This is a genomic window from Amycolatopsis sp. NPDC041971 (assembly GCF_055588925.1).
In genome coordinates this window covers 50,650-71,824 of sequence record NZ_JBVJCE010000023.1, presented here as the reverse complement: position 1 = coordinate 71,824, position 21,175 = coordinate 50,650, and the positions used below count along the sequence as shown (strand labels likewise).

Sequence of the window (21,175 nt, the reverse complement as noted above, 5' to 3'; positions counted from 1 at the left end):
GGTCGAAGGGTCAGGCCGGGTGGCGGGCTCGGGCCGGGTCGAAGGGTCAGGCCGGGTGGCGGGCTCGGGCCGGGTCGAAGGGTCAGGCCGGGTGGCGGGCTCGGGCCGGGTCGAAGGGTCAGGCCGGGTGGCAGGGTCAGGCCGGGTCGAAGGGTCAGGCCGGGTGGCAGGGTCAGGACGGGTCGACGGTTCAGGTCGTGCGGAGGGTTCGGGTTCCCGTACGGGGGCTCGTTCCTCGGGCGCCCTGCTCGGCCGCCGTTCGTCGGGAACGCGGTCCGGTGTCCTGTCGTCGGGCTGCCGGTTCGGCGGTCCCTCGGGCGGCGGCCCGTCCGGCGTCCGGTCGCCCGGCGGATTCGCAGGCGGTGTGTCGTCGGGCGTACGCGGGTTGTGCGACGCCGGCGGGGTATCCCCAGCGTGTGCTGGAACCCCGGTGGGCGAAGGCCCGAGCCCTACCTTCGCGAGCAGCGAGTCGACGCCCGGGATCGCGCGGGCGGCCTTGGCGGCCAGCTCGGTTCCGGTGGGGATCTTCGTGATCGCCGTACCCGCCTTTTCGGCGACGCGGCCCGCGGCCGCGACGGTACTGATCTTGCTCCCGGCCGTCGCGGCGCCCGCACCGCGGATCGCCGCGCCCGCACCCTTGGTGCCGAGCACCGCGCTGGCGAGGTTGAAGGTCGTCTTGCCCGCCGCCCGGGAGGGATCCTCGCTCCAGGTGTCCCAGGCGACCATCGTCTTGCCCGCTTCGACCAGCGTCGAGCCCATTTCACCGCGGTCGAACCCCGGGAGACCGACGGTCTGGTCGAGCTGGGCCAATCCCGGGGTCGAGTAGGTCGCCACGGCGAGGCCGAACTTGCCCAGTCCCTTCCACGCTTCACCGAAAGTGGACCAGGAGAAGTGGCCGTCGCCGTAGCCCGCCAGCGCGGCGAAGCCCACGAACATCTCGACCGCGCCTTCCCACATGCCGACGAAGAACGAGCCGACTTCTTCCAAGCCGTCGACGAGTCCGCCGAGGAATCCCTCTCGCGGCTTCTTCGGCGGTTTGGTCTCCTCACCCGCCGGTTTGCCCACCTTGCCCGCGTACTCGGTCATCAGGGTGCTGAGCTGATGGGCGACTTGGATGGCGAAAACCGTCCGCGACGCCCAGCTGGTGCATCGGTCGAAAAGTTCGTTGTTGTCGGAGATGTGCTTCCTGATCGCGTGCTTCGCGGCGACGATGAGGTTTCCGTAGTCCCGGCACGCCGCGGACAGGCTGTCCATCGCGACCGCCATCTCCTTGACCCCAGGTTCACCGAGCGAACCGTTGTTCAAGGAATGAATGGCGTAGAACAGCTCGAAACCGGCGGCGTCCGACCAGACCTTGCGCAGCTCCGCCGCGGCGCTGTCGGAGAGTTGGACGGCGGCACGCAGTGCGTTCGCGGACGCGGTCCACGCCGTCGCCAGGTCCCAGGCGGCGGTCTCGCTGTCCGAGGGCCAGATCGCTTCCTTGGTCTGGCCGCCGTTCTGGGCCACCCAGTCCCAGAGGTCCCCGTCCGGCTCGACGATATCGGTCATGTCACCGGTCGAACCGGCCGGCGATGGTGCCGTCGACGGCTTGGTAGGCCTGCACCGCCTGGCCGCCGTTGTCCGCCAGCCGCCGGTAGATCCCGGGGATCTGGTCCATGGCACCGGCCACCGCGGTCCTCGGTGTCGTGTAAAGCGCGGTGAAGGCGCGCCCCAAGGGTCCTGTGCCGATCTGCCCGGGAACGTCGATCTTGCCCCGTTGGAGCAACCACGCCGGGTCGAGATCGTCACCCGCGGTGCGCAACCTGTTCAGCTGTCCCACCGCCTCTTCCGGGAGCATGTCGATCTTGCCGTTACCGTCGCGGTCGATGCCGGTCATCGAAGCCTCCGGTCCAGTTCGTGCAGCAGCGGGTCGAAGCGCAGGTCCGTCGTCTCGGAAGTGGCGTCGGCGGGCAGAAAGCCCGCGACGATCTCCATGACCTCTTCCTGGGAGCGTTCGACGGCCCGGTGGAAGGTCTCGGCGATGTCCCGCGCCAGCGCGGCCGAATCGGGCGCCCGGTAGATCCGCGGGTCCAGCCACAGTTCGATGAGCTCGCCGGCCCCGCCGACGGTCACGCCGATCAGTCCGTCGTCCGATTCGGCGGTGGCCCGGATCTCGGCCATCCTCCGTTGCGTGGACCGGATGTCCTGGGCCAATCGCCCGTATTCGGCCCGCATGTCCAGCTGGAACGGCGAATCCACGGCACCTCCCCTGTTCGCGTCCCCGTCAGCTTGTCCGCGTCCGGCGCTTCGCGGGGCCGCGTGACCTGTTGCTGTCACACGGGTTCATCGCCTCGTTTCGCGCACGACCATGGGAGGCGAGGAAAGGAGCCGACCGGATGACCTTCGACGTCGTCGGCCTGTGCCGTCGGGAACCCGACGCCGAGACGCTGATCTCGGCGATCCGGGCCGCGAGCCCACTGTCCGAAGTGGAAATGGACGAAGACCGCATGCTCTTCGTGCTGCGGAATCCCGGCGGACGGGTGGTGCTGACCATCGAGAACGGCAGGTCGGTCCGGGTGCCGGGCGAAGTGCGGCGGCTGCTCGGGTTCGACATGCCGCCGCCGGTGTGGTGGGTGGAAAGCCGGGCCCCGGACAACGACACCGAAGCGGAGACGGCCGCACGGGAATTCACCGCCGCCTTGCTCACCGCGACCGGCGGATCGTCGTGGTCGAGCCGATGAACGGGCATCCCGCGGCCGACCGCGCCACGGCCGAAGCGATCGTCGTCGAACAGTTCCGTGCCGTGGTTCCGGCTTCCACCTGGCTCGTCGACGCGGCCAGGACTGCCGTCGAAAGCGGGCGAGTGCTGCAACTCGTCACCGGTGAGCGAAGCGGCCTCACCTTCCCGATGGAGTCGCTGCTGGGCGACGCGCGTGCCGGCTGGGTCGTCCGCGACGGAAACGGCGGGTATCGCGACGGCTTCCTGGGGCTTCCCCTGGACTGGAACGGCACCAGGTTCGTCCCCGAGACAGGCGCGACGATTCCTCCGCCGCGGAAGTACGCACCGGGCAGCGGGGACCTCGAAGTCCTGATCAGCACCCCGTTCCCGGCAGGGGAACCGCTCCGGCTCGGCCGGAGTACCGAAATCGCGATGCGTGCGCTCACCGGCACCGGGCCGCTCGGCTGGGGTGTCGCGGAACCGGTCACGGAACCCTGGTCCGCCACCGGCATCTCGGCCCATTGCCTCGCCCGGGCTCCGGGACCTGTTTCGCTGGTCGTGGTCGGCGAGGGGGTGGTCGGGCGGCTACAGGTGTCCCGAGTGGACGACGACGTCGTCGAGGAGCTCCGGCTGAGCGGTCCGGCCGCCGGATCCGTGGATACCCGCCGCATCGAAGACCTCGCCGCCGAATGCGCGGGCACCGCGAGGCGGATGATCATCGGGGCGGCCCCCGGCCGGACCCACGGCGTGCGTTCCACGACCCCGGCACCGCCCGCGCTGCCCTACGGAGTCCTCTTCGGACATGAACTCGTCTCCGCCGTCGGAATGGCACACGCGCACCGGACTCCGGCCGCGCGGGTGCGCCTCCTGGGCGCCGGGGACCGCAAAGCCGTCTGGTGCCGGTTCGACGGCAGCGCGGCGGCGCCGTTCGAGCAACTCACCGACATCTTCCACCACTACGCGACGCCCGTCGGGAGCTGAACTCATGAAACGCACTCTGGCGGCCGCCGCACTCGCCGTGACCGCCCAGTTCTTCGGATCCGCGCCCATCGCTCAGGCGGCGCCCCCGCCGGGTGCCTGTCACACCCCGGAACCGGCGAGATCCGCCGTACCGGCCCAGCCCTGGGCACAGCAGGTGCTCGACCCGAGCCGGGCATGGCCGCACAGCCGGGGTGGCGGGGTCCTCATCGCGGTGGTCGACTCCGGTGTCGACGCCGACCACCCACAGCTTCAGCGAGCGGGAAAAGTCCTCCCCGGCCGGGACTTCTATCTCGCCGGTACCTTTCCCGGCGCGTTCGACTGCGTCTCCCACGGCACCGGGGTGGCCGCCATCGCCGCCGCGGATCCCGCGTCCGGTATCGGTTTCCACGGAGTCGCGCCGGACGCGCGGATCCTGCCGGTGCGGATCAGCGATCGCGATGTCGGCGACCAGGGCGAGTCGTTGCGGATCGACCCTCAGGTCGTGGCCAACGGGATCCGGTACGCCGCGGACCAGGGCGCCAGGGTGATGAACCTTTCGCTGTCGGGACACGAGGACTTCGCCGTCATCCGTGACGCCGTCGCGTACGCGGTCGCCAAGGACGTCCTGGTGGTGGCCGCGGCGGGCAACGGGCAGCGGGACGCGAACACCGAACTGCCGTCGTATCCCGCCTCCTACCCCGGTGTGCTCGCGGTGGGCGCGGTGGACATCGACGGCGCTCGGATCCAGGGTTCCCAAGTCGGTCGCTATGTCGACCTTGTCGCCCCGGGAGCCAAGGTGCTGGCCGCGACGAGAGTGGCGGGCCATGCCTATGTCGACGGCACGAGTTTCGCCGCCCCGTTCGTCACCGGCACCGCCGCGCTGGTGCGGTCCGCCTGGCCAAGCCTCAGCGCCGCCGAAGTCGCGCAACGGCTGGTGGCCACGGCGAGCCCGGCCCGCGGCGGACAGAGCAGTCCGGCCTACGGGGCCGGTTTGGTCGATCCGTACCGGGCGGTGACCGACGGGCTCGATCCGCAGAAACCCGCGGTTCTGCCCGCGTTCGTTCCGTCACCTCCTGACCAGGCGCGGCTCGACCGGGAAGCCGCTGACGAACGCGCGGCGGAGATCGCGAAGTGGCTCACCATCGCCGCGGTGACCGGAATCGTGCTGGCCGCGCTGATCGCGGTCGTCGTGCCGCGCGGACGACGGCGTCGCTGGCGGCCCGCCCGTGCGGAGACCCTGCCCGATCAACCCGCCGTCGTCGAACCGCCGGAACAGGTCTTCCTGATCTCCGGGCCTTGATCCTCGCCCATGAAGAATCCCCGGAGCGATGTGCTCCGGGGATTCTTCATGGGCGAGGAATCACGACTAGCCGAACAAGGCACTGCATTTCAAGACGGTGTCGTGATAGCCGTCGGCCGCTCCATTGGTGACCACGCCCTTCTGCTGGCCGCGCTCGATGTCCTCGCCGGCGAGCTTCTGGTCGCACATCAGGGCCGCGTAACCGTCGGTGTTGTTCTGGCCCTGCCAGAAGTCCTCCGCACGCAGCGCCTCGTGGCGCTGGTCCTCCAGTGACTGGCCGTGCTGAGCCATCGTGCTCTGCAGGTTGCCCGCGATCGCACGCAGGTCTTCGAACCTCGCCGAGATGAGTCCGTCAGGCATTTGATCTTCCTTTCAACCGGTACGTCAGCTGATGACCGAGCCGATGGCGTTACCCCACTCGCTGTCCACGTCGTCGTAGTTGACGTGCACCTGAGTGATGTTGTCGGACATGAGGTCCACGTTCTGGGTGTTCCTCCCCCAGTTCTCGTGCCTGGTGATCTCACCGGCCTCGGACATCCGGCTCGCCTGCCCCTTCCAGCTCGCGCTGTAGCCTTGGACGCTGCTGAGGCTCGACTGAAGCTGAGCGTTGATGTCCTCACCGATCGCCCGCGTCTTCGCCGCGTACGCGGCCATCGCCGCGGTTTCGCCGTAGAGATCGAAGCTCATTTCATCCTCCATTCCACGACACAGATGTTCCTTACCTTGGCCAAGTTAGTGAGCGATCAGGGCACTTTCCGGCGCTCGGCAGCTTCCTGCCAGCCCACCCCCGGCGCCACCGTGGTGGCCGACGATCGGTGTCGTGTCGACAGTCGTGGTGAAGCGCCCCACCCGCAGGCCGGGCCCGGAGATGCCGTCCGGTGAGCTGATCCTTCAGCCGCCGCCGGAGATCCCGCCCCCGCCCGCGCGGCAATGGGCCCAGGTGCTGATGGTGCTGCCGATGGTCGCGATGACGGCCGGGATGCTGCTGATGTACTCCGGCAGCATGAACGGATCCATGCGCTTCGCGATCTACGGGATCATGGGCGTCGGCATGCTCGGCATGGTCGTCATGGGTTTCCTTCAGGGCGGTGGCCCGAGCAAACGGGAAATGGGGCACGCCCGCCGGAAGTACCTGCGGCATCTGGCCCAGCATCGGTTGCGCTTACGGCGTTCGATCCGCAAGCAGCGCGAGGCGATGGAGTACCTCCACCCGGATCCGGCCTCGTTGTGGTCGCTGGCGGGAAGCTACCGGCTGTGGGAGCGCCGCAAGGAGGATCCCGACTTCGGTGTCGCCCGCATCGGGCGGAGCGCGCAGAACCCGGCGACCACCCTGGTCACTCCCGACACCAAACCGCTCGAAGATCTGGAGCCGTTGTCCGCGCTGGCGCTGCGCCGCTTCATCACCACCTATTCCACTGTGGACAGATTGCCGATCGCCATCGCGATCAACGGCTTCAGCCGGATCTACCTGCGCGGAGACCGGGAAGCCGCCCTCGGCATGCTGCGCGCGACACTGGGGCAGCTGGCCACCCTGCACTCCCCCGACGACCTGCGCGTCGCGGTCTGCGTGAACGAGGAGCACCGGGCCGCATGGGAGTGGACCAAGTGGCTGCCCCACGCTCTGCACCCCGAGCGCTCGGACGCCCTCGGCCCGCTTCGTCTGGTGGCGCCGAGCATCCCGGCGCTGGAGTCGATGCTGGAGGAGGAACTGGCCAAACGGCCCAGGTTCGATCCCGAATCGGACGTCCGGTTGGCCGGACCGCATCTGGTGGTGGTGCTCGACGGCGGCGCGGTCGCCGGCTCGTCCCATCTCATGACCGGGGGCGGTGTCGAAGGCGTGACCGTCGTCGACCTGACCACGATGCCGCCGAGGGCCTTGGACCGGACCACCGTCGTGCTGGCCGTCGACGCGGACGGTGGACTGCTCAGCGAGACGATCGACGGCGAGGCCCCGCTGGGGAAAGCCGACCTGCTGGGCGCCGTGGCCGCCGAAGGGCTCGCCCGTCAGCTGGCACCGCTGCGGCTGACCGCCGGCCTGCGGGGCGAGGCCCCGATGAGCACCGAGCTCGGGCTGGCGGAACTGCTGGAACTGGGCGATCCGTACGAATTCGATCCGGCCGACACCTGGGAGCCGAGGCCGAACCGAGACCGGCTCCGGGTCCAATTCGGTATCCAGGCCGACGGCGCCCCGATCGAACTCGACCTCAAAGAGTCGGCGCAGGACGGTATGGGGCCGCACGGCCTGCTGATCGGGGCCACCGGCTCCGGGAAGTCGGAACTGCTGCGCACGCTGGTCCTCGCGCTGGCGGTCACCCACCCGCCGAGCTCGCTGAACTTCGCGCTGGTTGACTTCAAGGGCGGCGCCACCTTCGCCAGGCTGGACGCGTTGCCGCATACCAGCGCGGTGATCACCAACCTCGCCGACGAACTGCATCTGGTCGACCGGATGACCGACGCGATCAACGGCGAGCTGATCCGCCGTCAGGAACTGTTGCGGGCGGCGGGCAACTTCTCCTCCTTGCGCGACTATGAAAAGGCGCGGGCCGCGGGCGCACCGCTGCCCGAAGTGCCGACGTTGCTGGTGATCTGTGACGAGTTCTCCGAACTGCTGTCCGCCAAGCCCGACTTCATCGACATGTTCGTCCAAATCGGACGGGTCGGGCGCTCGCTCGGCGTACATCTCCTGCTCGCCTCGCAACGCCTCGAAGAAGGCAGGCTGCGCGGCCTGGAAACCCATCTGTCCTACCGGGTCGGGCTCCGCACGTTCTCCGAGATGGAGAGCCGGGCGGTGCTCGGGGTCACCGACGCCTTCAAACTGCCACGCGCACCCGGGCACGGGTTCCTGAAAGTCGGTACCGAGCCGATGGACCGGTTCCGCTCCGCCTACGTCTCCGGGGTGTACCAGCGGGCGACCGGGGGCAGCGTGCCCACGAACCCGGGGGAACGCCTGGTGCTGCAGGAGTACACGACGGCCTACGTCGCGGAGGAATTCGACATCGAGCCGGAAGAGCCCAGCGAGCCGGACGATGACACCGCCGTCGGCGAAACGTTGCTGGACATCCTGGTCGATCGGCTCGAAGGGCGGGGAACCCCGGCACATCAGGTCTGGTTGCCACCGCTGGCGGACTCCCCGACCCTGGATGCGCTACTGCCCCCGCTGGTCACCGATTCCCGGCGCGGGCTCTCCACCGGGGCGAGCGGTTCGCTGCGGCCGGTGCTGGGCATCGTGGACCGGCCGTTCGAGCAGCGACGCGACCCCCTGGTACTGGATCTGGCCGGCGCCGCCGGCCACGTGTTGGTCATCGGGGCTCCGCAGACCGGGAAGAGCACGGTGCTGCGGACGCTGATCACCAGCCTGGCGCTCACGCACACGCCCCGCGAAGTCCAGTGCTATTGCCTCGATTTCGGCGGGGGGACGCTCGCGTCGATCGCGGGCCTGCCGCATGTCGCCGGCGTTTCGGGCAGGCTCGACACCGGTGCCGTCCGGCGGACGGTGGCCGAGGTGTCGACGATCCTGGCCCAGCGGGAACGGCTGTTCGCCGAACAGCAGATCGACGGCATCGTCACCTATCGCAGGCTGCGTGCCGAAAACCGGTTCCCCGCGGAGCGGCACGGCGACGTTTTCCTCGTCATCGACGGCTGGCAGACCCTGCGGAGCGACTTCCCGGAACTCGAAGAGACGGTCGGCGACATCGCCGCGCGCGGTCTTTCCTATGGCGTCCACGTCGTGGCCGGGTGCTCCCGCGCGTTCGATCTGCGGATGAACGTCCGTGACCTGTTCGCCAGCAGGCTGGAGCTGAAGATCGGCGATCCGATCGACTCCGTCATCGACCGGCGTGCCGCGATGAGCGTTCCGGCCGACGCGCCAGGGCACGGAATCGCCATGAGCGGGCATCAGATGCTGATCGCGCTGCCCCGTATCGACGGTGTCACGGAGGCGGACGACCTCGCCGACGGCATCGGCGCACTCGTCGAAGCGGTGAAGACGGCGTGGCCGGGCGAGCCCGCACCGTCGGTCCGGCTGCTGCCGGGAATCCTGCCGTACGAGGAGCTTCCTCCCACCGATGACGTTACCGCCGCGGACGGCGAGGAGCCGGGGCTCGCGGTCGGGATCCACGAAAGCGACCTGTCGCCCATGCGGCTCGACTTCGCCACCGACCCGCATTTCTTCGTGCTCGCCGACACCCAGAGTGGCAAGACATCGTTCCTCAGGGTGCTCGCCAACCGGATCCAGAAGGCCTACCGGCCGGACGAAGCCCGCATCATCCTGGTCGACCATCGCCGGAGCCTGCTCGGTGAAGTGGGCGAGGAACACCTCCTCGGCTACGGCACCAACGACGAGCAGAGCGGACGCATGCTCCTCGAGACGGCGAAGGCCCTGTCGAAAAGGCTTCCGGGACAGGACGTCACCCCCGAACAGTTACGGAAGAGGAATTGGTGGGAGGGGCCCGAGATCTTCGTGCTCGTCGACGACTACGACATGGTGGCCACGCACAAGGAACATCCGCTCATGGCTTTGCTGCCACTGGCCGCACAGGGCTCGGACATCGGACTCCACGTGGTGCTGGCCCGCCGGACCGGTGGCGCGGGCCGCGGCCTGTTCGAGCCTTTCCTCGGCAGGCTGCGGGAAGTGGGCACACCCGGCCTGATGATGTCCGGAGATCGTGACGAAGGCCCGCTGCTGGGCGGAATGCGAGCGCAGGTACTGCCCCCGGGACGTGGCTGGCTGGTGGACCGCCGCGGCCAGAAGGGACTGGTGCAACTCGCCTGGCTCCCGGAGCGGGAGTGACCGGTTCCTGTCGCCACCCCCGGATGGGAGCCCGGAAATGGTTGCCTTTTCTCAAAACGACGTGAGGAGTGACGATGAGCGGTGACGAGATCAACGGCGACACCGACGCGATGCGGGAGTTCGCGTCCCGGATCATGGGCAGCCTCGAGCAGCCGCCGGTCAGCAACATCTCCCGGATCGACCAGTCGACACCATGTCCCGGGGGGCTGGACGGCTACTGCATGCATCTCACTGCCGCGGAAAACGAGAGTATCGGGCAACTCCAGACCTTCATCACACAGGCCGAACAGGGATTCGCCGCATACAGCGCTTTCGTCCAGCAAACGGCCGCGAGCTATCTTCGCGCCGACGAGACGGCCCGCCAAGAGATCTTGAACACCTTTGTCACGCGCCGCCCGGAAGGTCCCACGGTGATCGACCCCCGGCTCCTCGCACCTCGCGCCGGTCAACACTGAGGGGATTTCATGGCCTCCATCGAGGAAATGTACAAGCAGATCACGGCCGAGGTGCAGAGCCACGTCCCCAAGCTGGTGGCCACCGGCTACCTGTGGAGACAAGCGAGGGCCTGGATCGACGGGCAGGCGACTCTCCTCTACCAGCAGGCGAATCAGCTTGTCACCCAGGATCGGTGGCCCGACGCGGCCGGACAGCAGTTCATGGCCCGGGTCGGGAGGGACGTCGGCGTCATGCGGACGTGGACCGACGACACCGGGATGGCCGCCTCGATCCTCGACGGCCGGTTTCCCGTGCCGCAGACGATGTCCGCGCCGAACGTGCTCGAAAGCATCAGCACGCTGGATACCGCTCTCTGGGCAGCCCATCGCGCCGTGGAACAGCAGGTCGTCCACTACAACGGACTGTCCGAAGAAGACAGGGTCAAACAACGGCAGGACATCGAAACGAAGATCGCCGACGAGATCACCAAGCTCGCCCCGAAGTACCAGGCCACGGCGCTGGCCATGCGGAACGCCGTCGGCAGGCCCTGGGAAGGCCCACTCGCCGCGTCCTCCGGGCAAGGACGGCCCGGACCGGCCACGAACGGCGTTCCCGCTTCCGGAGCCGCTTCTCCCGGTACCACGCCCGCGCTTTCCTCCCCGCAGCCGCAGGAACCCAGCCCCACGGAGGAAGAGGTCCCGGAGACGACGGATCCGGTCAAGGACGCTCTCGAAGCGGCCCCAGGGGCGCTGAACGCGTTGAGTCAGGCGATGCAGTCTGCACAACAGCTGATGGGCGGCGGTACGGGCGCCCCCAGCCCGACGCCGCTCCATCCGATCGATCCGCTCGGCCCTGGCAACTCGCTCACGCCCGTGGAGGTCGCGGACCTGCTCGCCCGGCTCGACGGTGGTTCCGGCCTGCCGAGCCTCGCCGGGGGCGGGGTGAGCCCGGTCGGTGGACCAGCGGGCGCGGCCGGTGGGGCGCCTTCGCCGACGGCGCCGATGAACCCGGCGTCACCCGGTGGAGTCGGCAATGCCGCCTTCCCCGCGGTGGCTTCCCTTTCCGCCACGGGTTCCGGCGGCACCGGCGCGGCAGGCACTCCCGGCGCGATGCCGCCGGCGCAGCAGCAACCGCAGCACGGCGGGGCGAGGACGGGCAACGGCATCAAGCCCGGCGCGGCCGAGCACGCCGCCACCGGACGGTCCCGGGACCGCAAACCCGGTGCGACGCCAGGGGTTTCCCTGCTCGGCCGGTCCGGACGTGGCCGTCCGGTCAACCGGTCAACCGAACCGGCTCCCGCACCGCGGCGGTGGGACCGGGAGAACGACACGGTCCAGCTGCTCGACGAGGAGTTGTGGCAGGTCAAACAGGAAGACAGTGGTCCGCGCTATCGCGCCGGACAGTGAGGAGGGGTAAATGCCCGATAAAATCAACGCGGACACCGAGTCGATGAGCGCTTACTCGAGCAAGCTCACCGCCCCGGAAATGCCGCCGTCACTGGCACGGCTGGGAACGCCGCCGAATCTGACCGGTCTCTTCGAAGGCATCGCGATGTCGGTGCTGGACAAGGCCGCCACCGCGAGTATGGCCGCGTTCATGGCGAAGATGACCGAAGAGATGGTGACCGACTCGACGAAGGTCAAGACCGCCGCGATCACCTACAGCGCGGCGGACGTCACCAGTGCGCTCGAACTGGCCACGTCTGCCACCAAGGTGCTCAAACAGGGCATCGATCTGGTGAAGCAGACGGCAGGCTCCGCGCAACAAGCGTCCACTACCAACGGAAAACCGGCCGACCCGGCCGCGGGCGGCGCCCCGCAGGACCTGGTCTGAGGAGCTGATCATGGCTGTTCCCTACAACCTGCTGCCGATCGAGGCGCATCTGGCGATGATCACCGCCGAGCAGGCCAACGTCGCCGTCCTCACCGACGCGGCCCGCATGTGGACCGAATCCCGTGCCTGGATCGAAAGCGCGTCGACCGAACTGCACACCCGGGTGGGCGAGCTTTCGCCGACGTGGCAGGACGACGCGGGCCGCGCCCACGAGGAAAGGGCGCAACGCTCACTCGCCGAACTCCAGTTCTGGGGTGAGCGGATCGATCTCGCTCAGCCCGCCGAGACGCTGACGACGCTGGCGAGCGGTATCCAGGAGGCGATGCAGGAAGTGTCGTTGCTGCACAGCCAGTACATGGCGGCTATCGCCAACCCGCTGACCGCCTGGGCGGCTCCACTCATCCAGCAGGCCTCAGGCGCGCGGATGACCGCGCTCGGCGCGCAGTTCGACATGTCGATGCTCAAGGTCGTCTCGGCTTCCGGGATCCAGCAGCCCGACCATCTGATGCCCGAGACTCCGCAGGCGTCCACGGAGGGGAACTCGCCCGCCGACTTCATCAAGGCGGCCGAAGCGGGAATGAACGCGCTGACGGAAGTGCAGGGGCTGACCGAATCGCTCGGTGTCGGCGGCGGGAGCGGCGGGACGGGAACGGACGTCTCGATGCCGGAAATCCCCGGCTACGACGGTACGTCAGGTGTTTCGCTCGCCGGGCTCACCCCCCTTCCGACCGCGGCCGGGGCAGTCCCGGGCCTCGGCGGAATCCCCGGCGGCTCGGGCGCACCGCCGGTCCCGACGGGGCTGCTCGGCGGTATCGGCGTGGCGGGTGGGCTCGCCGGTCTCCCGGTCGCGGCAAAGCCGATCGGCACGAAAAAGGCACCCAGTCTGGCTTCCGAAATCCAGCCGGTGGCAGCGAGCCCGTCCACCGCGAAGGCGGCCACAGGCCCGATGTCACCGATGGCGCCGCCGCACGCCGGTGGGCAGAACACGGCGAGCACCCTCCGGCCGTCGTCGAACGACCAGCCGGTCGGGCGGAACGGGTCCGGGCCCCGGGCATCCTCCGGGGGAAGCGACGGCGTTCCGGCGAAGCTGCGCGGGCGGGCCGCCAACGGCAATCCCGACGCGGGGTTCACGCTGGCGCGCGGACGGCGACCGGGTGAGTCGGAGTCGGGTTCGGTGCAGATGCTCGACGAGGACCTGTGGCGGCCGACCTCCCGCTGAGCCGCTTGTACGTGAAGGCCCCTTCCCTGCGCTAGACGCAGTGAAGGGGCCTTTACATCGTTGCCGTATCTCGCGTGATTGAAGGCGTATCTCGCGTGATCAGAGACGGAACTCGCGTGACTGGGGGCGTAACTCGCGTGTTCCGCCTTCAATCACGCGAGTCCCGTGCAGGGACACGCGAATCACGGCCGGTGGCGGGTCAGCCGCCCAACGTCTGGCGCCGTGCGGCCGCGGGGTCCAGGCTCGGGCCTTCCGGCAGCCGCGCGACCAGGCCGGCGGGAAGCCGCACCGGACGCGCCGACGGGTAGCCGAGCATCTTCATGACGTCGGGTGATGCCAGCGGATAGCGGCGCCCCATGTCGGTCACGACGGTCAGCGTCCCGGCCGGGGCCTGTGCCGAAGGCATCGCCTCGACGACGATCGCGCTGCCGGGCGGCACGTGGACGCGGTCCGCGAGCGGGGTCCCGGATGCGGTCCGGCGGGCGGTGGTGGACATCGGATCCGCGGGCGGCATCGAGGGATCGACGGTCAGCGAAGGGGCTGCGGAGCCGTCGCCGAAGGTGGCGCACACGGTGGTGTCCTGGTCGCGCAGGCGTGCGATGGCCGGGCGGGTGACGGGTGCCGAGCCCGCTTCGGCCTGGACCGGGTCCAGCTGACGGGACATGGTCGCCAGCGAAGGCGGCAGCGGCACGGTTTTCGGCTCCGTGCCGGGATAAGCGGCCATCATCTGGGCGCTCGCGCGCTGCACGTCGTACTGCAGCTCGGTGATGGGCCGCAGGGCGTCCCGTTCGGCCAGGTAGTGCTGCTGCCCGCCGCCGGAGGTCTGCACCAGCAACAGCATCCCGTTCCGGATGTCGGTCCGGCCCGGTACCGCGGTGGACACCTCGCCCGCCGCCGCCACCGGGAGCGGGCCGATCGGCGTGCCCTCCGGGAGTACGTCGAGCCACGCCCTGCCGACCCGCGCCCACGGTTCGGCGGTGAGCGCGAGGCCGGTGCCGACGGCGCCGTAGTCGTTGATCCGGTGCCGGTGCCCGCGCCACACGACGAACCGATCGCCGGTCGACGTCGATTCCACCAGCAGCGCCTGGTCTCCCAGTGCCGCGCCGCCCGAAGGCGAGGCGCCGGCCAGCAGCACAGACTCCTCGATCCGGCTGCCCGCCAGGTCGCTCGCGGGCGCGGAGCACAGCGACCACGATCCGGTGAGCAGTTTTTCGGGTCCGGGCAGGCCGTCCGGTGCGTCGGCGATGCCGATGCGGGGCCCGCGCGGGACTCCGGCGAGCGACTCGCGCGAAACCCGTTCCGTGGTGCCGTGTTCGCCGAGCAACAACAGCGCGGACGCGTAGTTCGCGACGGGGTGCAGCCGTTCGCCGAGGTAGACGTAGCGGGTACCGCTCTCCTTCTCCACGATGACGACGGCGTTCTTGCGCCAGGCGTTGTTCCCGCCGGGCACGATCATCCCGTAGACCCCGACGCAGGCCAGCGCCACGATCGCCAGCGCGACACCGGCGAAGGCGGCGCCGGACGGACGGCGGAACGGTGGTTGCTCCGGGTCGGTCTCCCTGGTCACGAGCGCGGAGATGGCGCGCTGCACCAGGAATTGGTACGCCTGCAGTTGATCTCGTTTGGACGCCATGGTTTCAGCCCCCCAGCCCGCGCACGTAGCCGTACAGGCCGAGTACCGAGCACGCCACCGGGACGACGGCGATCGTGACCAGGATCTCGAAGTACTCGGCGATCCTGCCGAGGTACGGGTTGGCGGCGCGGGTGCTCAGCACGACACCGGAGGCGACCACGCCCGCGGCCACCGCCAAGGACAGCGGTCCGGCGAGGACGAGCAGCAGCGAGCGATCCGCCATGAGCGGCCCCGCCAGCAGGCATCCGGCGCCGCAGATGCCTGCCACCAGCAGCGGTACCCGCTGCCGCAGGATCGGGTACAACCTCGCCCGCACCAGAAAACCGGCCGCGAGCAGGGCGACGAGGATGACGGCGGCCTCGCTGTCGCTGCGGATCAACTGCAGCTGGCAGTACATGACGACGGTCGCCGCGCCGCCCAGCATCCCGGTGAGCAACGCGTCCGCCCTGGCCACGGCGGCGTGCACGAGTTCGAGCGGTGGCTGGGGATCGTCGCGGACGAGGTCCGCGGTCGACCTCGGCAGCACCGGCATCGGCACCCGGCCGAGCCGCAGCGCCAGCGGCGCGAACGTGGTCGAGAGCACGAGCACGCCGCCGCCGATCACCGCCGCCGACCGGTAGCCCGCCAGATCGTCGAAGGTGGCCAGCCAGCCGCCGAGCACCCCGAGCAGCCCGACGGTGGCCGCCCCCGCGAACAGTTCCGGCGCGGCGACCACCCCGAGATGGCCGACGACGGCCGCGAGCAGCAGTGCCGCGCTCCCCAGCAGCAGATGACCGGCGGACAGCGCGCCGATCGGGTCGTCACCCGCCAGCAGCAGACCGCCGCCGACGAAGGCGAACGGCAGCGCGACGGCGGCGACGACCGCACCGGCCCCGGCGTCGCGCAGTGCCCGCGCGAGCAGGACGCCCGCGGTCAGAAGGAGCGCGGAAACGGCCAGGGCCCACGCCGCCGGCGTCGTCCACGGCGGTCCCGCGCGCACCACCGCGACCAATCCGAACAGGGCGGCCGCGGCACCGGCCGCCAGCCCCGCCCGGCGCGTATGCCGCGGTCCCCAGGCACGGCCATCCGATCCGGTGGCGATCGCGTCCACGAGATCGTCGTACTCGAGCTCCGGCCATTCGGCGCGGCGTGGCGTCAGATGGAGGATCTCCCCGTCCCGGACCCGGTGCGCGCCCAGCGTCCGGTCCAGATCGAAGGCGGATCCGTCGGCGCGGCGCAACTGCCAGCCGCCGCCGGCGACCCCGTCGTCGGCCATTCCCTCGCCCGCCCGCGCGAGCAGGCCGGGCAGGATTTCGGCGACGGACGCGTGTTCCGGCAGCGCCATGTCGATGCGCCGGTGCGGAGTGGTGATGGTGACCCTGACCAGGCCGGCAGTCTGCATGGGAAAAGGGTCGGCCAGCGGGCGGTCCGCCGGGCCCCGGCGGCAGGAACCTGCCGCCGGGAAAGTACGCCGAATCGGGTCTTCTTGCGCGACAATGGGGTCATGAGCATCGAGACAGGCGTCGGCGGACCGCGGCTACTCGCCCAGGGTCCCATCGCCACCGTCTACGCGGGCCGGGATCCCGTCACGGGCAACGACTTCGCGGTCAAGATGTTCCCCACTGCCTTCGACCGCGAGACCTCCGCGTGGCTGGAACGCGAGCGGAAGGCGCTGACCGCCGTGCGCTCGACGCGATCGGTGCTGCAGATCGACGACGTCCTGACCGACGCGGGCGGCCGGTCCGGTATCCGCCGCGAACTGTGCCACGGTTCACTCGCCGGTCTGCTGGATTCCGGTGCGCGGCTGGGTGTTCCCGACGTGCTGGCCCTCGGCGCCGCGATCGCGTCGGCACTCGCCGCGGCGCACGGAGTGGACGTCCTGCACGGCGGCGTGAGCCCGAAAAACGTGCTGTACCGCGTTTCCGGCGAATTCGTGCTCGCCGACTTCGGGGTGGCTCTGCGGCGGCGATTCCCGCGCGATCCGATGTACGCGGTCGAGTACACCGCACCGGAAACCCTGCGCGACGACACGCTTTCCCCCGCGTCCGACCTTTATGGACTCGGCGCGGTGCTCTACGCCGCGCTGACCGGCACACCGCCCTTCCCCCGCCACACCGGGCAGCAGCCCGGCGAGCGGATCCTCCAGGTGCTGCGGGAACCGGTGGCGCCGATCAAGGAGGCGGGCGTCCCGAGGGAGCTCTCCGCGACGATCCTCCGGTTGCTGGCCAAGGAGCCGGCCGATCGCCCGCGTGACGTCGCGTCGCTGGCACGGCTGTTCACGAAGCTGCGCTCGCCCGGCGGCGAGGTCGTCACCGGGGAATCCTTCGACGTACCCAGCGAAGAAGAACCCATCGACATCGAATTCGACGACTTCGCCGAGGTGCACCGGCCCGCCGCCCCGCCGGTCCACGCGGCCCCGGCCCCGGCGCCGGTCCAGGTGGTGCAGGCACCGCCGCCGAGTGGACGCACCTTGATCCGGGAATTCAACGGTCCGCTCAAAACCGAGCGCACGCTTCCCTGGAAGACCGTCGCGCTGGCGGGCGCCGGCGTGCTCGCCGCCGGGCTGGCCGTGGTGCCGCTGGTCCTCGGCCCGGCGGAAATCGGTGGGCAGGCCGTCCCGGTGGCGGCCGCGATCCCGCCGCCCTCACCGGTTTCCGCACCGGCGCCGGATGTGAAGCTGGCCCTCGCGCCGCCGAAGGACCAGAGCGATCACGTGCAGCTGCGCTGGACCGCGGAAGGCGAACTGGACTTCGTCGTGATCATGGCGGGCGAACGGATCGAGACGAAACAACTCGTCGCCCACCGCCAGCGCGGCCTGGACGTCCCGGTCGACCCCGCGCGCCGGTACTGCTTCCAGCTCAGGGCGACCGACGGCCGCCACATCTACACCACCGAACCGGTCGCGATCCGCGGCGCCCGCTGCAACCCGTGAGCTGACCCCCTCCTCGAGTACATGAAGGCCCCCATCCTTGCGCCTAGGTACAGGAAGGGGGCCTTCACGTACTTAAGAGAAGACGGAAGACCCGCTCCCTTCAGCGACCTTCGCGGGACTTGATCGGCACCAGGGTCCGCGGCTCGAGTGCCGCCAGCACCCGAGCCGCGAACGGTCTGGTGGCCAGGCCCCGGCGTAGCTCGCCGACCTCCTGCCACGCCCGCCGGACGGCGCCGTCACCCACCGGGACCCCGGACCACAGCGTCACGTCCAGCACCTTGGCCAGCCGGGCGACCGGCTCGCGGATCCCTTCCCCGGCAAGCGATCCGGCCGATTCGGCGAGATCGCGCGGGGTCATCCCGATCCGGAACGGCACGCCGTGCGCGCGCAACCGGTCGCGGATCTCGTCCCAGGCGCCGAGCACCCCTTCGGCACCGGCTCGGCGACGCCTCCTCCGCGCGCGGAGGACCTTCGCCGCCGGAACCCCGAAGAGCCACATGAGTCCGAAAAGGACGATCCCGGCGGCGACGGCGATCCACCAGCGGCTCGCACCCACGTCGGCTGCCTGGTCCTCGGCGTTCTCCGACGGCGTGCCCGGCGGGAGCTGGGGCGGCCGCAGTTGCTGTTCGGCGGGCAGCTGGGCCCTCGCCCTGGCGACCGCCTTGCCGGGGCCCGCCGGATTCCGTCCCGCCTTGCCCGCCGTGGCGGTCGGGTCGAGCGCCACCCAGCCCGCCCCGGCGACCGCGACTTCGGGCCACGCCAGGACATCGCGGTTGCGGACGACGTGCATCCCGCCGTCGATCTCCGCCGAACCGCGGAACCCGACGACGAGCCGCGCCGGGATACCGTTCATCCGCGCCAGGGCCACGTACGCGGCGGCGAACTGCTCGCTCGTCCCCCGCTTGCTCTCCAGCAGGAAGTGCCGCAGCTGCGGCCAGCCGTGCCCGGTCGGCAGCTCCTCCGTACCCACCGCGACCTGATAGTTCGTGCTGAGGAAGCGTTCCAGCTGCAACGCGGTCTGGAACGTCGGGCGCAGGCCGCGCACGGCGTCCTTGGCCACCTGCTCGACGTCCGGGGGCACCGCGCCGAGTCCGCCGAGACCGCCGGGGACCCGCGCGTCGATCTCGCCGGAACCGAGGTCGACCTCGGGCGAAGACCAGTTGAGCCGGTAGTTCCGCTCTTGGGCCGCCGACGGCGACTCCAGCATCAGGGTGCCCGCGGATTGGTCCACCAGCGGCGTCACACCGTCCACCCCGGTCAGGCCCTGATGGCTCGGCAACCAGGGCCCGGAGAGCCCGCGCACCTTCAGTTCGGCGGTGCCGCCCGCGCCACCGGGTGCGCCGTCGAGGCCCGCGCCGAGCCGCTGGAACCGGGAATCGGACAGCCAGTTCGCGCCGTCGAAATCGTTCAGCACGATCAGGCGCCACTGCTCGACCGGGGTGTCACCAAGGTAGCGGAACACCTCCTCGTCCGGCCGGACGAGCCGCTGGGCGATCTCGTGCAGCGGGTTGCCGAGCCTGCCACGCGGCGGTGGCGCGGCCTGGGTGTCCTTGAGCGTCAGGGGATCACGGCCGATCGGATCGAGCCCGGCGAACGCGACCGCCCCGGCGACGAGTGCGACCACAGTGGACAGTGCCGGCCAGACCGCCGAGCCCGTCACCCGCCAGGATCGCGGCACGCCGGGTGCCCGGTTCACGGGCCGGACGCGGCGCCCCGACCACAGCAGAAGCCCGGCGGGCAGCGCGTACCCGAGCGCCGTCGCCACCGCGACGACCCCCGTCGACGCCTGATACGCCTGCGCGAGCCCGGCGACGGCCAGGCTCGGCACGAGCGCCACCAGCGGCTTCTTGAGTCGCAGCACCAGTTCCAGCCCGAGTACCACGGCGAGCAACACCGACAGCGGGACGAACAGCAGCTGTTCGGGGATCGGGCGCGCGGGCCAGGTGGACTGCAGGGTGAGCTGCCAGCCTTCGGTGAAGCCGCGCGCGATCCCTTGCAAAGACGCGCCCGTGGGAAGAAACGCGAGCGTGGTCGAGTTCAGCACCGTCTCGATCAACCCGAGCAACCCGAACAGCGCGACGAACAAAGGCCGGTAGGGCACCAGTTTCGGGAACTTCGCGGTCAGCTCGGCGCAGCCGTAGCCGACGAGGACGACCACGAGCACCGGGACGAGCAGCGGCGCCCAGCCGAACACGGGCGCGAACAGCAGGCCGGCGACCCCCGTCGCACCGAGCAGCCCGGCGACCGCGATCCGGTCGAATCGGGCGCTCATACCTTCCCCACCAAGGAGTTCCATTGGGCGGCGGCACCGGCGGCGTCGACCGCGATGAGCACGCCGCCGGACCCCGCCGACGGCCTGAGGTCACCGAGCCGGACCACGGTGTCGGGCCGCCAGCGGGCCGCGTGCCCGAGATCGGCGTCCGGGCCGGTGATCACCACCAGCACACCCCCGGGCCGTTCGGCCGCGGCCAGCACCGAAGGCAGCAACGGCGCGTCGTCCGCCGCGTCCTGGGTGACGAGCGCGAGTTCGTCCAGCAACGTCCTCGCCGCGCGCACCCCGCTGTCGGTCAGCGTGTCCGCGCCGGCGGCGGTGATCAGACGGCAGTGCTGTCCCGCCGACGCCGACGCGTAGAACAGGGAGGCCGCCACTTCGACGGCCTCTTCGAAAACGGCCGGGCTCATCGACGCGGGCCGCGTGTCGAGCACCGCGGTGAACCGGGGCTGGGCGGGGTCGGCGTACTCCCGCACCATGAGCCGTCCGGTCCTGGCGCTCGCCTTCCAATGCAGATGCCGGACCTCGTCGCCGATCACGTACTCCCGCACCGCGCGCAGATCCGCCGAACCGCGCAGCGGCGGGTCGGTGATCGGTCCCTCGTGGTGGTGGCGCGGATGACCGGCCTGCGCCGCGCGCACCGAATGCCGTCGCGGGTGCACCCACAACCACGCGGTACCGCCGACGGTCTGGTCACCGCGGGCGAGGTCGAACAGGTCCGGCCGGTGCACCACGAGCGGGCCGACCCGCAGTTTCCCGCGGGTCGTCGTCGGCAGTTCGTAGTGGTACGTCGCCTCCGCACCGGGCGCGAGCGGGCGGACCCGCAGGCGGTGCGTTTCGCCCCCGATCCCGTCCCCCGCGGCGAAACCGCCGTGCCGCCGCGCACCGGTATTGCGCACGACGAGCGAGGCCAGCGCGGGTTTCCCGCGCTCGACCCGGTCCGGCTGGACGGTGCGGCCGATCTCGACCCGCGGCCGGAATCGGGTGGTGACCAACGCGATCAGCACCGCGCCCGCCGCGATCCCCGCGAAGGCGCGGAAAAACGTGTACCCGGCCAGTTCGCCGAGGACGTAGAACCCGGCGGCGAAGACCAGCACGATGACGCCGCGGCGGGTGAGCCGCACG

At 70.4% G+C, this 21,175-nt stretch carries 18 protein-coding genes; 9 read left to right on the top strand and 9 right to left on the bottom strand.

The window, feature by feature from the left end:
• The 3 genes from ACZ6DT_RS34925 to ACZ6DT_RS34915 all read right to left on the bottom strand — a co-directional run.
• A partial coding sequence (locus ACZ6DT_RS34925) for a WXG100-like domain-containing protein (protein ID WP_465603280.1) occupies positions 1-1,548 on the bottom strand: 1,548 nt, incomplete at its 3' end.
• Position 1,549: 1 nt separating this feature from the next.
• Positions 1,550-1,876 (bottom strand): WXG100 family type VII secretion target, encoded by a 327-nt coding sequence (locus ACZ6DT_RS34920; protein ID WP_465603279.1) that lies wholly within the window; start codon positions 1,874-1,876, stop codon positions 1,550-1,552.
• Positions 1,873-2,238 carry a YbaB/EbfC family nucleoid-associated protein gene (locus ACZ6DT_RS34915; RefSeq protein ID WP_465603277.1) on the bottom strand — a complete coding sequence of 122 codons (366 nt, stop codon included), beginning with the start codon at positions 2,236-2,238 and terminating at the stop codon, positions 1,873-1,875. The genes ACZ6DT_RS34920 and ACZ6DT_RS34915 overlap by 4 nt, the downstream gene beginning before the upstream one ends.
• Before the next feature lie 137 nt (positions 2,239-2,375).
• Here ACZ6DT_RS34915 and ACZ6DT_RS34910 point away from each other — a divergent pair, with 137 nt between their 5' ends.
• From ACZ6DT_RS34910 to mycP, 3 genes are read left to right on the top strand one after another with little or no spacing between them, the layout of a single operon-like run.
• Positions 2,376-2,720, top strand: coding sequence for a hypothetical protein (locus ACZ6DT_RS34910; protein ID WP_465603275.1), 345 nt, complete (start codon positions 2,376-2,378; stop codon positions 2,718-2,720).
• Positions 2,717-3,679 carry a DUF6177 family protein gene (locus ACZ6DT_RS34905; protein ID WP_465603273.1) on the top strand — a complete coding sequence of 321 codons (963 nt, stop codon included), beginning with the start codon at positions 2,717-2,719 and terminating at the stop codon, positions 3,677-3,679. The genes ACZ6DT_RS34910 and ACZ6DT_RS34905 overlap by 4 nt, the downstream gene beginning before the upstream one ends.
• Positions 3,680-3,683: 4 nt before the next feature.
• Positions 3,684-4,958 carry a type VII secretion-associated serine protease mycosin gene (gene mycP / locus ACZ6DT_RS34900; protein WP_465603271.1) on the top strand — a complete coding sequence of 425 codons (1,275 nt, stop codon included), beginning with the start codon at positions 3,684-3,686 and terminating at the stop codon, positions 4,956-4,958.
• A 66-nt stretch (positions 4,959-5,024) separates the two neighbouring features.
• Here mycP and ACZ6DT_RS34895 read toward each other — a convergent pair whose 3' ends face one another.
• Positions 5,025-5,318 carry a hypothetical protein gene (locus ACZ6DT_RS34895; protein ID WP_465603269.1) on the bottom strand — a complete coding sequence of 98 codons (294 nt, stop codon included), beginning with the start codon at positions 5,316-5,318 and terminating at the stop codon, positions 5,025-5,027.
• Positions 5,319-5,342: 24 nt separating this feature from the next.
• Positions 5,343-5,645 carry a hypothetical protein gene (locus tag ACZ6DT_RS34890; protein WP_465603267.1) on the bottom strand — a complete coding sequence of 101 codons (303 nt, stop codon included), beginning with the start codon at positions 5,643-5,645 and terminating at the stop codon, positions 5,343-5,345.
• 133 nt (positions 5,646-5,778) lie between these two features.
• On the opposite strand from ACZ6DT_RS34890, the gene eccCa reads away from it, so the two are divergent.
• The 5 genes from eccCa to ACZ6DT_RS34865 all read left to right on the top strand — a co-directional run bounded on the left by eccCa (position 5,779) and on the right by ACZ6DT_RS34865 (position 13,234).
• A complete protein-coding gene (gene eccCa / locus ACZ6DT_RS34885; protein ID WP_465603266.1) occupies positions 5,779-9,747 on the top strand; it encodes a type VII secretion protein EccCa in 3,969 nt (1,322 codons plus the stop codon).
• A 74-nt stretch (positions 9,748-9,821) separates the two neighbouring features.
• Positions 9,822-10,202 (top strand): hypothetical protein, encoded by a 381-nt coding sequence (locus ACZ6DT_RS34880; RefSeq protein WP_465603264.1) that lies wholly within the window; start codon positions 9,822-9,824, stop codon positions 10,200-10,202.
• Positions 10,203-10,211: 9 nt separating this feature from the next.
• Positions 10,212-11,588, top strand: a complete 1,377-nt coding sequence (locus ACZ6DT_RS34875; RefSeq protein ID WP_465603263.1) for a hypothetical protein — start codon at positions 10,212-10,214, stop codon at positions 11,586-11,588.
• Positions 11,589-11,598: 10 nt separating this feature from the next.
• Positions 11,599-12,015 (top strand): hypothetical protein, encoded by a 417-nt coding sequence (locus ACZ6DT_RS34870; RefSeq protein ID WP_465603262.1) that lies wholly within the window; start codon positions 11,599-11,601, stop codon positions 12,013-12,015.
• Positions 12,016-12,025: 10 nt separating this feature from the next.
• The gene (locus ACZ6DT_RS34865; RefSeq protein ID WP_465603261.1) at positions 12,026-13,234 is read left to right on the top strand and encodes a hypothetical protein; all 1,209 of its coding nucleotides are present in this window, start codon (positions 12,026-12,028) and stop codon (positions 13,232-13,234) included.
• A gap of 199 nt (positions 13,235-13,433) precedes the next feature.
• Here ACZ6DT_RS34865 and eccB read toward each other — a convergent pair whose 3' ends face one another.
• A complete protein-coding gene (eccB, locus tag ACZ6DT_RS34860; RefSeq protein ID WP_465603259.1) occupies positions 13,434-14,867 on the bottom strand; it encodes a type VII secretion protein EccB in 1,434 nt (477 codons plus the stop codon).
• A gap of 4 nt (positions 14,868-14,871) precedes the next feature.
• Positions 14,872-16,248, bottom strand: coding sequence for a type VII secretion integral membrane protein EccD (gene eccD / locus ACZ6DT_RS34855; protein ID WP_465603257.1), 1,377 nt, complete (start codon positions 16,246-16,248; stop codon positions 14,872-14,874).
• Between the two features lie 102 nt (positions 16,249-16,350).
• Here eccD and ACZ6DT_RS34850 point away from each other — a divergent pair, with 102 nt between their 5' ends.
• The gene (locus ACZ6DT_RS34850) at positions 16,351-17,778 is read left to right on the top strand and encodes a serine/threonine protein kinase (protein ID WP_465603255.1); all 1,428 of its coding nucleotides are present in this window, start codon (positions 16,351-16,353) and stop codon (positions 17,776-17,778) included.
• 100 nt (positions 17,779-17,878) lie between these two features.
• Here the strand turns inward: ACZ6DT_RS34850 and ACZ6DT_RS34845 are convergent, their stop codons facing one another.
• Positions 17,879-20,050: a transglutaminase TgpA family protein gene (locus tag ACZ6DT_RS34845; protein ID WP_465603253.1), complete on the bottom strand. Its 2,172-nt coding sequence runs from the start codon at positions 20,048-20,050 to the stop codon at positions 17,879-17,881.
• On the bottom strand, positions 20,047-21,174 hold the full coding sequence (locus ACZ6DT_RS34840) for a DUF58 domain-containing protein (RefSeq protein ID WP_465603252.1): 1,128 nt from the start codon (positions 21,172-21,174) through the stop codon (positions 20,047-20,049). Before ACZ6DT_RS34840 ends, ACZ6DT_RS34845 begins: the two co-directional genes overlap by 4 nt.
• Between the last annotated feature and the right edge of the window lies 1 nt (position 21,175).

What these genes read in the sequence shown, in the direction of transcription:
- ACZ6DT_RS34920 (WP_465603279.1), bottom strand. Translation starts at nt 1,876, where the DNA reads ATGACCGGCATCGACCGCGACGGTAACGGCAAGATCGACATGCTCCCG.
- ACZ6DT_RS34910 (WP_465603275.1), top strand. Translation starts at nt 2,376, where the DNA reads ATGACCTTCGACGTCGTCGGCCTGTGCCGTCGGGAACCCGACGCCGAG.
- ACZ6DT_RS34905 (WP_465603273.1), top strand. Translation starts at nt 2,717, where the DNA reads ATGAACGGGCATCCCGCGGCCGACCGCGCCACGGCCGAAGCGATCGTC.
- mycP (WP_465603271.1), top strand. Translation starts at nt 3,684, where the DNA reads ATGAAACGCACTCTGGCGGCCGCCGCACTCGCCGTGACCGCCCAGTTC.
- ACZ6DT_RS34895 (WP_465603269.1), bottom strand. Translation starts at nt 5,318, where the DNA reads ATGCCTGACGGACTCATCTCGGCGAGGTTCGAAGACCTGCGTGCGATC.
- ACZ6DT_RS34890 (WP_465603267.1), bottom strand. Translation starts at nt 5,645, where the DNA reads ATGAGCTTCGATCTCTACGGCGAAACCGCGGCGATGGCCGCGTACGCG.
- ACZ6DT_RS34880 (WP_465603264.1), top strand. Translation starts at nt 9,822, where the DNA reads ATGAGCGGTGACGAGATCAACGGCGACACCGACGCGATGCGGGAGTTC.
- ACZ6DT_RS34875 (WP_465603263.1), top strand. Translation starts at nt 10,212, where the DNA reads ATGGCCTCCATCGAGGAAATGTACAAGCAGATCACGGCCGAGGTGCAG.
- ACZ6DT_RS34870 (WP_465603262.1), top strand. Translation starts at nt 11,599, where the DNA reads ATGCCCGATAAAATCAACGCGGACACCGAGTCGATGAGCGCTTACTCG.
- ACZ6DT_RS34865 (WP_465603261.1), top strand. Translation starts at nt 12,026, where the DNA reads ATGGCTGTTCCCTACAACCTGCTGCCGATCGAGGCGCATCTGGCGATG.
- eccB (WP_465603259.1), bottom strand. Translation starts at nt 14,867, where the DNA reads ATGGCGTCCAAACGAGATCAACTGCAGGCGTACCAATTCCTGGTGCAG.
- eccD (WP_465603257.1), bottom strand. Translation starts at nt 16,248, where the DNA reads ATGCAGACTGCCGGCCTGGTCAGGGTCACCATCACCACTCCGCACCGG.
- ACZ6DT_RS34850 (WP_465603255.1), top strand. Translation starts at nt 16,351, where the DNA reads ATGAGCATCGAGACAGGCGTCGGCGGACCGCGGCTACTCGCCCAGGGT.
- ACZ6DT_RS34845 (WP_465603253.1), bottom strand. Translation starts at nt 20,050, where the DNA reads ATGAGCGCCCGATTCGACCGGATCGCGGTCGCCGGGCTGCTCGGTGCG.